We start from the raw sequence: 14,821 nt of genomic DNA on the forward strand, positions 1-14,821 counted from the left end.
CGATGTAGCAATTCAAATTCTGATGAAAAGAGAGCGCGAAAGCTATGAACGATTCTGAGTTTGAAAAACGGTTATCTGATTGGGAGCAACAATATCATTCGTTGTTTTACGATAACACCAATGCTGTATTCGTATTGAATAAAGCTGGTCAGTTTACAAGAGTCAATCCCGGGATGCTTTCAATGACAAAATATGATGAAAAAAAGTTATTGAGCATGAGCATTTTAGATCTTGTAGAGAAAAAGAGTAAGCAAGAGGCTGCAGGCGTTCTTAACGCTGCCATGGGCGGAGTAACCAAAACGTTCGAAAGTCAAATTCGCTGTGAAAATGGAGAGGGGTTGTTTTTCCACGTAACCCTCATACCGAAGCGTCATGATCAAATGGTCAATGGAGTTATCGGTATAGCTCAAAATATAACAGAACGTCGAATGGCTGAGCGAGAAATGACGCGATTGGCAAATGAGGATGGAAAAACCAGATTGCCAAATGAACGGATGGCGCGTGAACAGATAGAACGTGCTGTTGGGAAAATGAATCAAGGTGACCAATGGAAAGTAGCGGTGCTCCTAGTAGATTTAGATCGCTTTAAGCATGTTAATGATACGTTAGGTCATTTATATGGAGATTGGGCATTAAAAACAATAGGAGAGCGCATAAAAATGGCGCTCGAAAAAGAGCAATTTCTTGGGAAAATGGAAGGCGACAAGTTTTTGATCTTGCTTCCTACAATTGTGGAAGGGGACGTTGCAATAGAAGTAGGAAAACGGATTCAGGAACAGATCAAAAAGCCCCTTTTCATTGATGGATATGAGTTTTCAGTTACCGCGTGTATTGGGATTGCCTTATACCCTGACAATGGAAATGGAACAGACGCATTGTTAAAAGCTGCAGATGCGGCGCTGTACCGTGCAAAATCTTCTGGTAGTGATACATATAAGCTATATGCAGATGATATGAAACGCAAGTTATATGAATGGTTTTATATGGAGAATGCTTTACGAAAAGCCATTCAACGAGGTGAATTTGAGCTTTACTTCCAACCACAATTTCATTTAGAAACGGCTACATTAAGTGGGGAAGAGGTGCTTGTTCGATGGCGCCATCCGCAATTAGGTCTATTAAGCCCAAGTGCATTTATTTCTATCGCTGAAGAAACGGGTCTCATTCTTCCGCTAGGAGAGTGGGTGTTACGGGAAGCGTGCAAACAGAAACGTATTTTTTTAGATAAAGGGTTTCCAGCTGTACCGATTTCTATTAATTTATCTTTACGGCAATTTTTACAGCAAAATATTGTAGAGGTAATTGAATCAATATTGGAAGAAACGGGCTTATCTTCTTCTATGCTAGAAATTGAAATAACAGAAAGTGTAACCATCGATCTTGAAAGAACCCTTCATGTGCTATCCCGCTTGAAAGAGATAGGGATACGAATCAGCTTAGATGACTTTGGTACAGGCTATAGTTCCCTTCAATACCTTAGCCAGCTTCCGATTCATAAGCTTAAAATCGATCAATCATTTGTGCGCAGCTTAGAAAATGGAAATAATAGCAAGGCGATTATCTCGATGATTATCAATCTTGGGCACCTGCTAAAGCTTACCGTTATTGCGGAAGGTGTGGAGCATGAAGAACAGCTTGCGTTTTTAAGAGAGCAAGGCTGTGATACTGGCCAGGGCTATTACTATTCAAAGCCCCTGACAACCTCCGAATACATAGCGTTTCTTAAAAGCATTGGGAACCAGTGATTTTCTAGAACTTTTGAATAATTTTAATGGCAGGAATCGAAAAAATCTAATGAGTAGGAAGACATGTTTTAAAAACAATGACATAATGAACCATGAATGATCCAATTTTTCTATGAAGAAATGCTTATTTACTTAAAAATTATGCTATGATGTAAGAGATGTTACTAGTTGAAGATTTAGGTAAAAATAATCAAACGTGCTCCTTTCGGTTTATCACGATATCGAGGTGAAAAAGGTCTTGATTAATTCTGAGTATTTAGACGTATTTATTGATGAAAGCCAAGAGCATTTACAAGCAATTAATGATAATTTATTAAAGCTTGAAAATGAACCAGATGATTTATCGATTGTTGGTGAGATCTTTCGTTCTGCCCATACACTTAAAGGGATGGCAGCAACGATGGGCTTTGAAGACCTCGCTCACTTAACACATAACATGGAAAATGTACTTGACTTAATAAGAAATCATAAGCTTCAGGCAACGAGTGCTGTACTGGATGGGGTGTTCGCGGCGGTAGATGACCTAGAAGCAATGGTTGTTGACATTTCAAGCGGTGGCGATGGTAAAAGGGATGTCACAGATGCTGTAAGAATGTTGGAGCTTATTGAAAAAGGGGAGTCAGAAGTTGCTGCGACGGTTGCTGTAGAAGAAATCGCAGAAAAACCTCAATCATCCAACGAAAACTTTGAGGAAAATTATGACGAGTTTGAATTAACCGTTCTACAGCAGTCTCAAGAACAAGGATACATGGCTTATCAAATTAAGGTGTCGCTTGACGAGAATGCGATGCTAAAGGCTGCCCGTGTTTTTATGGTTTTTGAAGTATTAGAACAAGTCGGTGAAGTGATTAAATCAAATCCTCCCGCTGAACAGTTAGAAGAAGAGAAATTTGATCAAAGCTTTCTTGTTACGGTTTTGTCGAAAAAAGATGCCGAGGAAATCAAGCAGCGAATTTTAAAAGTTTCAGAGATTGTCGAGGTAATCGTTCAACCGATAGATGTACAAAAGCTTGGGTCGAAAGAAAAGCAAGCAGTGGAAGAACGAGAAACAGATCCAAATTCAGATGAAGCAAAACAAAATGTAGTGAAAAAAGAAAATGGAACCGGGACACAAAAAAAGGCGACAGAAGCGAATAAAACGATTCGTGTGAATATTGAACGTTTGGATGTATTGATGAATTTGTTTGAGGAGCTCGTTATCGACCGGGGCCGTTTAGAGCAAATTGCAAGCGAGTTAAAAAATAGTGAATTGAACGAAACGGTGGAACGCATGTCTAGAATTTCAGGTGATTTGCAAGAAATTATCTTGAACATGCGAATGATGCCAGTCGAGCAAGTTTTCAATCGTTTTCCACGTATGGTTCGAAGCCTCTCCAAGGATTTGAAGAAAAAGGTGAATCTCGAGATCATTGGTGCGGAGACGGAGCTTGATCGTACGATTATCGACGAAATTGGCGATCCTCTTGTTCACTTAATACGCAATTCGATTGACCATGGAATTGAAACGCCAGAGAAGCGTCGTCAGCTCGGGAAGCCTGAAGAAGGCACAGTCATTTTAAAGGCATTTCATAGTGGAAACAATGTATTTATTGAAATTGAAGACGATGGTGCCGGTATCAATCGGGATAAAGTATTGGAAAAGGCTATCTCTAATGGAATTGTAACAGAAGAAGACGCTGCAAAACTGAGCGATCAGCAAGTGTTCAGCCTATTATTTGCCTCTGGTTTTAGCACAGCTGATAAAATAACGGATGTGTCTGGTCGCGGGGTCGGATTAGATGTGGTTCGAAACACATTCGAATCGTTAGGCGGTGTTGTTTCTGTAAATTCAACACTTGGACAAGGTTCGGTATTCTCGATACAGCTTCCGTTAACATTATCAATCATCGATGTTATGTTGGTTGAAGTTCAAGATGAAAAATATGCGATTCCATTATCATCCATCGTTGAGACGGCGATTGTTTCTAAAGATGATGTATACAGTGCACATAACCAAAAAGTGATTGATTTCCGCGGAAAAGTGGTACCGCTCGTCTTTTTACGAGATATTTTTGAGGTGCCAGGTGGAGAGGTCGAAGAAGACTTTTACTCCCTTGTTATTATCCATAAAGGTGAAAAAGTCGCTGGGCTCGTTGTCGACTCCCTTATTGGCCAGCATGACATTGTATTAAAGTCGCTAGGTAATTACTTAACTGAAGTGTTTGCCATCTCTGGAGCGACCATTTTAGGAAATGGACAAGTAGCGCTAATCGTCGATACGAATGCACTGATTAAGTAACCAATGACAGGAGGCCGAAGACGTTGTCGAGTGAAACTGTAACAATGAAGAATTTAAAAGTCATTGTTTTTCAATTAAAGGATGAAGAATATGCGATCGAGGTTGACTATGTTCAATCGATCGAACGAATGCAGCCTGTGACGCGAATTCCTGGAACACCGTCCTTTGTCACTGGAGTTATGAATTTGCGCGGTGTCATCACGCCGATTATCAATTTAAGAAAGCGTTTTGAAATTGAGGAAAAGGAATATGACGAAGCGACAAGAATTCTAGTGATTTCTACAGAGAATCTAGAAATTGGTTTTATCGTTGACGGAGCGAATGATGTCATTGATATTCCAACTGAAAAGATCGAGCCTACACCTGAAGTGGTGGGTGGTGTTGAAGCGGAATATCTTCGTGGAGTCGTAAAGCTAGACAATCGTTTGTTTACATTATTAAACTTAGAAAAAGTGATTCAGAAGTCTTAGATTTTGAGAAAGGTTGGGAATAAACAATGGCATCTGTATTAATAGTCGATGACGCAGCATTTATGCGTATGATGATTAAAGATATTTTATCAAAAAACAATTTTGAAATTGCAGGGGAAGCAGCAAACGGTGCTGAGGCTGTTGATTTGTATAAGGATCTAAAGCCTGACCTTGTTACGATGGATATTACTATGCCTGAAAAAGATGGCATCCAAGCTTTGAAAGAAATCAAGGCAATTGATGCAAATGCAAAAGTGATTATGTGCTCTGCAATGGGTCAGCAAGCAATGGTTATTGATGCGATTCAATCTGGAGCAAAAGATTTTATTGTGAAGCCTTTCCAAGCTGATCGTGTACTTGAAGCAATCAATAAAGTATTAAGCTAATCAGAATTATTTTTATGAAAAGCCCCTGTTTGCTATCAATCGTAAATGGCAAAAGGGGTTTTGCCGTTCTTAGAAATATACATTCACCATAATGGGCAAAGAAGAGATAATGAATACGATGTTTAGCTTGGATATCTCCATAGGACAAACCGTGTGAAAATAATTTTTTATCGTATCCGACTATGAATGAGACAAGTTAGGTAAAATAAATAATGGAATGTTTTATCTGTGTATATTAATCAGTTTTTTTTGTGTATTGAAATCGTTGATCTATAGTGTAAGATATGAGAGTAGTGGCAATGGTCGGGTTAATCCCACACCGTTGTACATCTTTTCATCACTACACTTTAGGAACGATTGCGAAGAAGGAGTTTGCTGCATGAAAAAACAGTTTTCTGTCATTGGACTTGGTCGATTTGGAAGCAGCGTGTGCAAGGAGCTTTATAAGCTTGGACATGAAGTATTAGCCATTGATATAAATGATGATAAGGTCAGTGAAATGACGAGATATGCAACACACAGTGTGATAGCCGATGGAACCGATGAAAAGTCACTTCAATCCCTTGGAATTCGAAACTTTGATTATGTTGTCGTCGCTATCGGGGATAATATTCAATCAAGCATTCTCTGTACTTTGCTCTTAAAGGAATTAGGTGTAAAGAATGTCTGGGTCAAGGCGCAAAACGAATACCATCAGCGTGTCTTGGAGAAAATTGGAGCTGATCGTATCGTTCACCCTGAGCAAGATATGGGGATCCGTATTGCTCAACATTTAGTTTCTGAGAAGATTGTGGATTACATCGAGCTTTCTCCTGACTACAGCATTGTCGAATTATTGGCGACGGAAAAAATTGCGAACCAAACGTTAGTTGAGTTAGACATCCGTGCAAAATATGGTTGCACCATTCTGGGCATTAAGCAAGGGGAAGACATTAACATAGCACCTAAACCAACTGATGAAATCAAAAAAGGGGATATTTTAATTGTGATTGGACATAAAAATGATTTGAAACGATTCGAATCAGAAGGAGTGTAAAAGTGGGCATCAAACCCACTTATTCTTTTTTGTTGCTTAGTAAGGCTGTCACGTATGAAAATGCTGCATGCTTTAGCTGAGCATTTAATATCCTTGTGACCCCTTCATACCCTCGATAGCGATAAACGTATTCTGTGAAAAATCCATCGTTTACACTTTTCTCAATTGTCAATTGTTGACGAGCCATTGCTCGCTTTAACGGGGTTAGCTCTTTACTAACTGAATACAATTGATTCGTGAAAAACTCCATAAGCGGTTCACTAAACTTAAGTTGAAGCTGAGCCAATGCTTCAATATCCCGTTCAAATGCTTGGCGAACGACATTTAATATAATGTAGCGGCGGAGGAGGTCTTGTTCTTTATCGGATAGTAAGGGCATGATTTTGTACACTCCTTTAAAAGAACGTATGTTCGTATTTATTTTATCCTAATTTGGTTTAGAGCGCAAGCGATGGGAACAATAAAAAATGAACGAAAAGCTCTATCTTTATAAAAAAATATTAAAAAAGAAAATTGGAAATTAAAAGATTATGTTTCGAACGAACGATAAAGCTAACAGAAATAGAAGAATGGAGGAAAGCGCAGATGTGGACTAGTAAAAAAGTCAGTGCAAGAGTGCTAGTAGTTCCAGTGTTTGGGGAAATTCATCCATTTTACAACAGGAAAAAAGAAGCTATAATAAATCTACGAACTTTAACAACTAGGGGCGTTTGGCTTTGACAATCAATCAAATTGCGTTGTTGAACAGATGGATTCAAGAAAATAGGTTAGTCACGGTTCACATTCACTTAAGGTATGAACCAATTATTGGAAGGATTCTTTCGTTTGAAGCAGAACGGAATACCTGTTTAATTTATGATGATGACTTAAAGGAAGTGCATCACCTTTCGCTAAAAGAAATAACAAGCATTCAAGGCTTTAAAGAAAAATGAAAAATTATTGAAATGTTTTTTAAGATAATGTTCAAGGCTGTCTATTTACAGGCTTTTAACTCTTAGCGTGAGTGAACAAAGCAGATGCGTTTCTTGCAACATAAAGAGCATAAACAAGAAAAACACCCTGGGTCGGTTCTGCGCTCAAGGTGCTTTTCGTTATCTTTTATTCAGGGATGACAGCTGTTTGTTTTGGAGGTTCGAGCTGGACTTTCACTTTACGTACTCTACGATTTTCTGCCTCCTCCACTTCTAACCTTAAATGCTCAAATGTGAATGTCTCACCTTTTGATGGAATAATCCGTTGAAATTCTTCAACGACCCCAGCCACCAAGTGTATGGTAGGATATATCGGGAATTTCAACGTTTGTAAAGCGTGCAAATTCATCAATCGAGTAATCTGCATAAAAAATGTAGGTTGAAGGATCAAGCAGTTTGACAAGCTTTATTTGATCGTCATGTTCCGGTGCTTAAATAAGGAAATGGAACTTGAGTTGTTAGTACACCAGGACTTCGCTTTGTCACCTTTTCCAAATAAAAAAGGGGCTGGGACAAAAGAGTTTTTATTGATGAGACATCCGAACATCATGATCGTTGATGCATAGCAATCGCTTCGGACATATCCTTCGCTTTCCGCGGGCGGCTGGTGAGCCTCCTCGTGCTTTTTGCACTGTGGGGTCCCACCCTTGCCTTTGATCCCGCAGGAGTCTACGTCTATTTCCTCCGCTAAGGTTGTGTATTGTTCGCATGTTCAATCATACACGTTCTTTACGTACCAGCCTCCTTTTTATTTGGAAGTTTACATGGTACGAAAGGAGTCTTTAAGATTATTAATGGAAACTTGGATACGTTCGATTTCTTTTAATTGTTCACTGATGGAATGACTCATCGAAACGAGGTGCTGTGTCGTCTCCTCAGTATTTTTTGTTTCTGTTTCCATAGCGTTTGCAATTTCTTGGCTTGAGCTCGCCAGGTTTGTTATCCGATCAGTCATGTTTTCTACTGACTCGGTATTTGAAAAAATTGAACGAATCATTTTTTCGAATCGTACACTCATTCGTTGAATTTGTTCTGAACTGTCCTTTATCTCGTCCGCGCGTTCTTCCGACTGGACCACTGAAATGGCAACATTTGATAAAATGCGATCAACATTGTTAGAAATTTCTTTTGTTGCTTCAACCGAACGTTCAGCGAGCTTCCGTATGTCGCTTTAAGTGATTGACTTGCTCAGAAACCTCTATGGTTTTATTTTCCACAAGGTTAATTTGCTTTTCTTGTTTGAGTTGGAATGACTCAATGCTAGCGAAAAGCGAGTTCAGCTGCTTACCTAAAACAGCAACCTCACCTTTTCCTTTTATATGCAAACGAGTGCCAAGCTCCCCTTGTTCAAATTGCTTCATTTTTTCATTCATTGTCTTTATAGGACGAATGATTAACACATTCAGTAAGACCGTAATAATAATCGTCGCTACGATAACATTCATAAAATTATTTAACCAAACGAGTATTGGTGCAAGAGAAGTGGTGGTTTCAAAGATAGCCTCCACAGCCGATTCGATCATTGAGTAAATAAGGTTTGAAAGGGTGCTGTTTACAAGCAGGACAATGATGATCGCCCCGATAAAACGTAGGCGAATGCTATGCCAATAAGATGTGATTTCCATTCCTGCAAAATCCTCCTCTGTTCCCTACTCTTTTGTATCATGTAGAAAAAAGCCAAGCAGTTCAGGCCAATATCCGAATGATCCTACTTTTTTCATCGATCCATAGATAGAGAAACTAAAATATCACTAAATATTAATCTATCCCCTTAGTTGATGAAAGTAAAACATTTAACATTCATTTTATGAAAAAAGTACGATCTTGAAAGGGTCGATGGGATGAAAAGTTCGATTTAATGCAAAAAAGTAGAAAGAAAGTCAGCACTTAAGAAGTTTCAAGGTTTTTCCCTTTAAGGGAAGGGGTATAAGTCTATAACAAGATCTCATCTAAGGAAAGCGCAAGGGCCCACCAAGTGGCGACAAACGCTGGAACCTCTGATTTGAAAACGGTTTTTGTTTTCCGCAGGAGAAGTTGAAGCACCCTCGAGCCGCTGGTATCTGTAGCTAGACAGCTTTGAAAGGTTATACTTAATTTATCTTTTAACAAAGGGGGATATGAACGATGAATCCGTATTTTGCTAGAGATAAAGGTGCGCTTCGTCAATTGCAAAATTTAACAAATGTCGGAAAGCGTCCTGATTCAATAGTCCAATCACTCTATGCTCAAGCGATTTTAGAGTATGCGATTTTTAATCATCGTAGAGATAGAATCGAAAAAGCGATTGACCGTGCTTTAGAGGAAAAAAAGAAAGAGGATTTCCTTTTTCACACAAACGAACTTCATCAATTATATAAAGAGTATCGGCATGGAAAAGTGGTCTCTGAACGGGGACAACAGATCCACCTCACCTTTTATTAATTAAAATGAAGGACAAAGACTCGCTTGACCGTCAATGGTGCTAAGTGAGTCTTTTATATATTTGAAATAAGTTAAAAAGCACAGCTTGTCACTGGGATGAAAATGAGTTTGCCCGAGCATTCTGTGTACCATTTCAATGAGGAGGTGTGAGCGGAAGTGGTTCATTGTTTCACCAACTGAAGCTCCGTCCCCTTTTCACAGAAAAAAATCTCTGATTTGCTGCTCGAGTGGTAGTTTATCTGTATACTTTTTCCAAATTTCAGGTCTATTTCTTTTTTCCTAATCTGAGATTATAATGGTGACAAAAGCTTCTTTGAAAAGGTAGTTGAATGGATGATGTTTTGCCGCAAAGCAGAGGAGTGTCATGTATGGCAAATAGTGTTTTACTAAAAGGAAAAAGTGTTGCGGAAGCAGTAGAAATGGCTCTTGAAATGTTACAGGCAACAAGGGATCAGGTAGATATCGAGATTCTGGAAGAGGGAGGAAAAAGACGCTTCGGCCTAGGAAATAAGCTCGCTGTTGTGAAGGTGACAAAAAGAAACGTTGAAGCGTTGGATTCACCTGAAAAAATTATGGAAGCCTTTAATCTTCCAGAAAAGACAGAAAGCCCTTCTGAGGAGCCGTTCTCAATGATTGACGAAGAAGATTTATCTGGCCTTGTATGGGTGAAAGACGGTCAAATCTTTTGCCGGGATAAGAGTGATAGTTACCCGATGATTGAAGTGGGAGCAGATGTTAAGCTTTATCGGAACGGGGAACTTATCGAGGGATTAACAATCGTGTTAGAACAAGACCAGCTCATGGTCGAGTTTAATCAAGAACGGGTTGAAACGGTTTGGTCGTTAGAAATAGATGACCTTGCACAAAAAGTAACTCTTCACGTGAAGCCAGGCTATCAAACCGTTTATTCACTCGTCGATCAACCGCCTGCAAGAAAAATTACTCTTCATGCGACGAAATCAAAAATTCCAGTTGCACAGCTACAAAAGGAAGATGTCTTGAAAAAGGTCAATGAGCTCGGGATTACGTACGGACTTGATATGGATTTGATCGAGCACGCCTGTCAAGCGAAAGAAGAGGGAACATATGTTGTTGCGCAAGGGATTGAGCCAAAAGACGGGGAAGATGGCACGATTGAATTTAATGTAGAAGTTGATTATAAAGAATTAACACCTCAAGTAAAAGAGGATGGGACGGTCGACTTTCGGGAAACAAAATACATTCCGACTGTTGAGGAAGGAACCGTTTTAGGTGTTGTTGGCCCACCGAAACCAGCGAAAAAAGGAATAAATGTTTTTGGTGAAGATGTAGACGGTCAGCCTGGCAAACCATTGATTGTTCGGACTGGAAAGGGGACAATGTTTGTCGATGATAAAAAGCTCGTTGCCATTAAATCGGGACGGCCAGAAGTAAAGCGGCAAGGTCTGTTAATTCGAGCGTCGGTCATGCCTCGTTTGTATCATTCTGGTGATGTAAACATTGCGACGGGAAATATCCGTTTTACAGGAGATGTAGAAATTCAAGGATCGGTCGAAGACAATATGCTCGTCCATGCAGATGGAAATATTATCGTCAATCAGCATGTCCTTGAAGCGACACTGCAAGCAGGAAATTCAATCAATGTGCGACACAATTTGATTAATAGTGAGGTCACGGCAGGGAGAAGCAATCTTTTAGTTGCAGAGCTAGGACATCTACTGGGAGACATTTCTGAGCAATTGACGCTCATTATTAAAGCCATCGAACAGCTGAATGATTCAAACGCGTTTCGAGATAATGATACAAAGGTTCTCGGTTTAAGCTCAATATTAAAATTATTATTGGAACAAAAATTCAAATCATTCTTGCCTCTCGTCAAAAAATTTGTAACGAAAGTCAACGAAAACCAAGAAGCTTTGGATGAAGAATGGCAAGGGTTAGCTAAGCGTTTTCGAACAGGCTTCTTAACTTTACATCCTGAAGGATTTAAAGACATAGAAGATATAAGAAAGATGGGACGATTTGTTAAGCATGTCCATCAAATTAGTATTTTGCCACCTGAGCCGAATTCTGAGCTTACTTGTTCATACGCCATGAATAGTAACCTTTATTGCAGTGGGAACATCATTGTAAAAGGAAAGGGTGTGTATAACAGCAAAGTCTATACGGGTTCTCGTTTAGAAATAGATGGGGTTCTGATAGGAGGAGAAGCGTTCGCGCGATGTGGAGCAAGATTAGGAACCGTTGGCTCAAAAGCAGGTGCTTCCACAAAAATCAGTGTTCCAAATGACCAACATATCATGATTGATCACGTGATGGAAAATACAACGATCCAAGTCGGAAAACGGGTATATAAATTTAGTAAAGAAGCCCATTACATAAACGCAAGACTTGGAGAGGATGGTCATCTTTTACTAAATTAATCGATTGGAGGAAACAGTTTGTTCCATTGTGAGTTTATTGAAAACGAATCAGAGGTTGAGGTCATGTTAAACGGTACCCTTGACATTCAGGTGAAGCTGAAAGATACAGCAAATCAATATCGCGATCTCTTACATTATAAGCGTGTGACTATGAACTTTCGAGGAATTGAAGCTGTGGATGCCACTGGATTAGAGTATTTCTTGCAGGTGGTCGACTACTTGAAGGATGAAAAGATCGATGTGAAGGTGGTTGAGGTTTCGAATCACTTAAAAGAAGTATTTGACATTCTTCAATTTCCAAAAATTTTAGGGGAACAAATCTATCAGGTCAATTATTAGACCTTCGTAAGAACATCTCTAAGCAGACAGTAGAAAGTACAGGCTATACTTTTCTGTTTGCTTAGAGTTTTTTGTTCCAAAAAACGAACATACATTCTTGTTTTGGGCTCTTATTATCTTGCAGTTCTCATGCAAAAATCAGAAAAAAAATCGAAAATGGATAAAAGGAGAGGTACAAAGCGACATCAACGTCAGAAAATATCCTGTAAGAATATCTTACGTAATTGCTGTGAATGTTCAGAAATCTTGATAATCTTTGTAACGTAATGAAATAAATACATAGAAATCAGGAGGTCGATTATGGAGAGAAATACAGTAAAGAAAAAAAAGAAATGGTTTGCTGGGTGGATGCTCGCATCTTTCATGTTCGTTCTCGCCGCTTGTGGTAGTGGTGAAACAACAAGTGAAGATACAACAGGGACAGGTGAAAGCCAAGTAGATGAAGCGCCTGTTGAAGTAGAGGATGACCAAATTGCAGTTGGAATTCTTCACTCTTTGAGTGGAACGATGGCAATGAGTGAAACGTCAGTACGTGATGCTGAATTGCTTGCAATTGAGGAGATTAATGAGGCAGGTGGTGTATTAGGAAAGGAGCTTGTTCCGATTATAGAGGACGGTCAATCAGAACCACCGGTATTCTCAGAGCGTGCAGCTAAGCTTTTACAGCAAGATGAAGTAGCTGTCATCTTTGGTGGATGGACATCTGCCAGTCGGAAAGCGATGCTCCCAATCGTAGAAGAAAACAATGGGCTGCTTTTTTATCCCGTTCAGTATGAAGGAATGGAAGCTTCTCCAAATATTTTTTATGCAGGTGCAGCACCGAACCAGCAAATTGTTCCAGCAGTTGACTGGTTACTTGAAAACCGCGGGACAGAATTTTTCTTACTTGGTTCAGATTATGTATTTCCAAGACTAGCCAATCAAATTATTAAAGCTCAATTAGAAGAAAATGGGGCAACGCTTGTTGATGAACAATATACACCACTTGGACATACGGACTACAATACGATCATTTCAAGAATTCGCGAGTCGAAACCACAGGTTATTTTTAATACGTTAAATGGTGACAGCAACGTAGCCTTTTTCCAACAGCTCTCTGATGCAGGCATTACGTCAAATGATGTAACAGTATTATCTGTAAGTGTGGCTGAGGAAGAAATCCGTGGTATTGGAGCAAGGGTTATTGAAGGACATCTTGCAAGCTGGAATTACTATCAATCTACGGATACACCAGAGAATCAAAGCTTCGTAGAGAATTATAAAGCAGCATATGGTGATGATCGCGTCACTGGAGATCCGATCGAAGCTGCATATTTCATGGTTCATTTATGGGCTCAAGCTGTTGAGGCAGCAGGGACAACCGATGTTGATGCCGTGCGTGAAGCTGCAGCAGGGATTGAATTTAATGCTCCAGGTGGTCCTGTAAAAGTGGATGGGGACAACCAGCACGTGTATAAAACGGTACGAATTGGTGAAGTTCAATCAGATGGTCAATTTTTAGAGCTTTGGAATTCAGGTGAACCTGTTAAGCCGGATCCTTACCTGGATAATTATGATTGGGCAAGTGGAATTAGCAGTGCAGTAGCAGGTGACTAAACCAAAAGATGGGGCTGGGACAAAAGAGTTTTTATTGAAGAGAAACCCGAACGTCATGATCGTTTTATGCATAGCAATCGCTTCGGAAATATCCTTCGCTTTCCGCGGGCGGCTGGTGAGCCTCCTCGTGCTTTTCGCACTGTGGGGTCTCACCCTTGCCTTTGCTCCCGCAGGAGTCTACGTCTATTTCCTCCGCTAGGTTGTGCATTGTTCGCATGTTCAATCATACACGTTCGTTATGTCCCGGCCTCGTTTTACTTGAAGAACAAAGGAAGGATGCGAAATGGAAGGAATACTCATACAAGCTTTCAACGGAATTAGCCTTGGGTCCATTTTATTAATGATTGCCTTAGGGCTAGCGATAACATTTGGATTAATGAAAGTCATCAATATGGCACATGGAGAATTAATCATGATTGGGGCTTATGCAACCTATGTAGTCCAACTTGTGTTTACACAATATTTTCCAGTAGCGATGTTTGATTGGTACTTTGTCTTAGCGATACCTTTTGCATTTTTGGTTGCTGCATTAATCGGAATGTTATTGGAGTTTACAGTGATTAGACATTTGTATGGACGGCCGCTCGATAGTCTCCTGGCAACATTTGGGGCAGGTCTAATTCTTCAACAAACGGTTCGAACGATATTTGGAGCACCGAATGTAGGTGTAGAAAATCCTAGCTTTTTTCGCGGAGGGCTTGAAGTCTTTGGCGCAACCTTTCCTTATACCCGTTTATTTATTATTTGTCTCGTGGCTTGTAGCTTCTTACTCCTTGCCTGGTTTTTATACAAGACGCGAAATGGACGAAAAATTCGTGCAGTCATGCAGAATCGGGAGATGGCAACCTGCTTAGGGATTTCTGCACGAAAAGTAGATGGTATTACCTTTGCCATTGGAGCTGGCTTTGCTGGAATCGCAGGCGCAGCCCTAACATTAATTGGACCAATAGGCCCAACCATTGGGACGTATTATATTGTGGATGCCTTCATGGTCGTTGTTGTAGGAGGCGTAGGCATGCTGATTGGTACGGTAGCAGGTGCTTTAGGGATTGGGGTATTTAACACAATTTTTGAATATTGGACAGATGCTTCAATGGGGAAAGTACTCGTTTTTGCTCTTATCATCTTATTTTTACAATGGCGTCCATCTGGGATGTTTTCTACACAATCACGCTCT

Annotated in this window: 16 protein-coding genes; 11 read left to right on the forward strand and 5 right to left on the reverse strand. The window is 39.9% G+C overall.

Annotated elements, in window-relative coordinates; genetic code table 11:
* Positions 1 to 44: 44 nt before the first annotated feature.
* From BLT_RS21495 to BLT_RS0105645, 5 genes are all read left to right on the forward strand, one after another.
* Positions 45 to 1,745: a sensor domain-containing protein gene (locus BLT_RS21495; RefSeq protein ID WP_017726830.1), complete on the forward strand. Its 1,701-nt coding sequence runs from the start codon at positions 45 to 47 to the stop codon at positions 1,743 to 1,745.
* Between the two features lie 238 nt (positions 1,746 to 1,983).
* Entirely contained in the window at positions 1,984 to 4,023 is a 2,040-nt protein-coding gene (locus BLT_RS0105630; protein ID WP_017726831.1) for a chemotaxis protein CheA, read from the forward strand.
* A 44-nt stretch (positions 4,024 to 4,067) separates the two neighbouring features.
* Positions 4,068 to 4,493, forward strand: coding sequence for a chemotaxis protein CheW (locus tag BLT_RS0105635; protein ID WP_035425577.1), 426 nt, complete (start codon positions 4,068 to 4,070; stop codon positions 4,491 to 4,493).
* A 26-nt stretch (positions 4,494 to 4,519) separates the two neighbouring features.
* Positions 4,520 to 4,879: a response regulator gene (locus BLT_RS0105640; RefSeq protein ID WP_017726833.1), complete on the forward strand. Its 360-nt coding sequence runs from the start codon at positions 4,520 to 4,522 to the stop codon at positions 4,877 to 4,879.
* 379 nt (positions 4,880 to 5,258) lie between these two features.
* A complete protein-coding gene (locus tag BLT_RS0105645; protein ID WP_017726834.1) occupies positions 5,259 to 5,915 on the forward strand; it encodes a potassium channel family protein in 657 nt (218 codons plus the stop codon).
* Positions 5,916 to 5,934: 19 nt separating this feature from the next.
* Here BLT_RS0105645 and BLT_RS0105650 read toward each other — a convergent pair whose 3' ends face one another.
* Entirely contained in the window at positions 5,935 to 6,294 is a 360-nt protein-coding gene (locus tag BLT_RS0105650; protein WP_017726835.1) for a hypothetical protein, read from the reverse strand.
* A gap of 337 nt (positions 6,295 to 6,631) precedes the next feature.
* On the opposite strand from BLT_RS0105650, the gene BLT_RS0105660 reads away from it, so the two are divergent.
* Entirely contained in the window at positions 6,632 to 6,847 is a 216-nt protein-coding gene (locus BLT_RS0105660) for a hypothetical protein (protein ID WP_017726837.1), read from the forward strand.
* Between the two features lie 166 nt (positions 6,848 to 7,013).
* Here BLT_RS0105660 and BLT_RS0105665 read toward each other — a convergent pair whose 3' ends face one another.
* The 4 genes from BLT_RS0105665 to BLT_RS0105675 all read right to left on the reverse strand — a co-directional run bounded on the left by BLT_RS0105665 (position 7,014) and on the right by BLT_RS0105675 (position 8,511).
* The gene (locus tag BLT_RS0105665) at positions 7,014 to 7,178 is read right to left on the reverse strand and encodes a transporter associated domain-containing protein (RefSeq protein WP_394295497.1); all 165 of its coding nucleotides are present in this window, start codon (positions 7,176 to 7,178) and stop codon (positions 7,014 to 7,016) included.
* A complete protein-coding gene (locus tag BLT_RS24920) occupies positions 7,162 to 7,296 on the reverse strand; it encodes a transporter associated domain-containing protein (RefSeq protein WP_394295498.1) in 135 nt (44 codons plus the stop codon). The genes BLT_RS0105665 and BLT_RS24920 overlap by 17 nt, the downstream gene beginning before the upstream one ends.
* A 350-nt stretch (positions 7,297 to 7,646) precedes the next feature.
* A complete protein-coding gene (locus BLT_RS0105670) occupies positions 7,647 to 7,964 on the reverse strand; it encodes a hypothetical protein (RefSeq protein ID WP_017726838.1) in 318 nt (105 codons plus the stop codon).
* A 70-nt stretch (positions 7,965 to 8,034) separates the two neighbouring features.
* A complete protein-coding gene (locus BLT_RS0105675) occupies positions 8,035 to 8,511 on the reverse strand; it encodes a HAMP domain-containing protein (RefSeq protein ID WP_017726839.1) in 477 nt (158 codons plus the stop codon).
* 499 nt (positions 8,512 to 9,010) lie between these two features.
* On the opposite strand from BLT_RS0105675, the gene BLT_RS0105680 reads away from it, so the two are divergent.
* The 5 genes from BLT_RS0105680 to urtB form a co-directional block, all read left to right on the forward strand.
* Positions 9,011 to 9,307, forward strand: a complete 297-nt coding sequence (locus tag BLT_RS0105680) for an IDEAL domain-containing protein (RefSeq protein ID WP_017726840.1) — start codon at positions 9,011 to 9,013, stop codon at positions 9,305 to 9,307.
* 368 nt (positions 9,308 to 9,675) lie between these two features.
* Positions 9,676 to 11,709, forward strand: a complete 2,034-nt coding sequence (locus BLT_RS0105685; protein WP_017726841.1) for a FapA family protein — start codon at positions 9,676 to 9,678, stop codon at positions 11,707 to 11,709.
* Between the two features lie 18 nt (positions 11,710 to 11,727).
* The gene (locus tag BLT_RS0105690; RefSeq protein WP_017726842.1) at positions 11,728 to 12,048 is read left to right on the forward strand and encodes an STAS domain-containing protein; all 321 of its coding nucleotides are present in this window, start codon (positions 11,728 to 11,730) and stop codon (positions 12,046 to 12,048) included.
* 300 nt (positions 12,049 to 12,348) lie between these two features.
* Positions 12,349 to 13,644 (forward strand): urea ABC transporter substrate-binding protein, encoded by a 1,296-nt coding sequence (gene urtA, locus BLT_RS0105695; protein ID WP_017726843.1) that lies wholly within the window; start codon positions 12,349 to 12,351, stop codon positions 13,642 to 13,644.
* A 283-nt stretch (positions 13,645 to 13,927) separates the two neighbouring features.
* The coding region (urtB, locus tag BLT_RS0105700; RefSeq protein ID WP_017726844.1) for an urea ABC transporter permease subunit UrtB at positions 13,928 to 14,821 on the forward strand (894 nt) is incomplete at its 3' end.

Origin of the sequence: Halalkalibacterium ligniniphilum (assembly GCF_000334155.1) — a bacterium.
Lineage (GTDB): Bacteria > Bacillota > Bacilli > Bacillales > Bacillaceae_D > Halalkalibacterium > Halalkalibacterium ligniniphilum.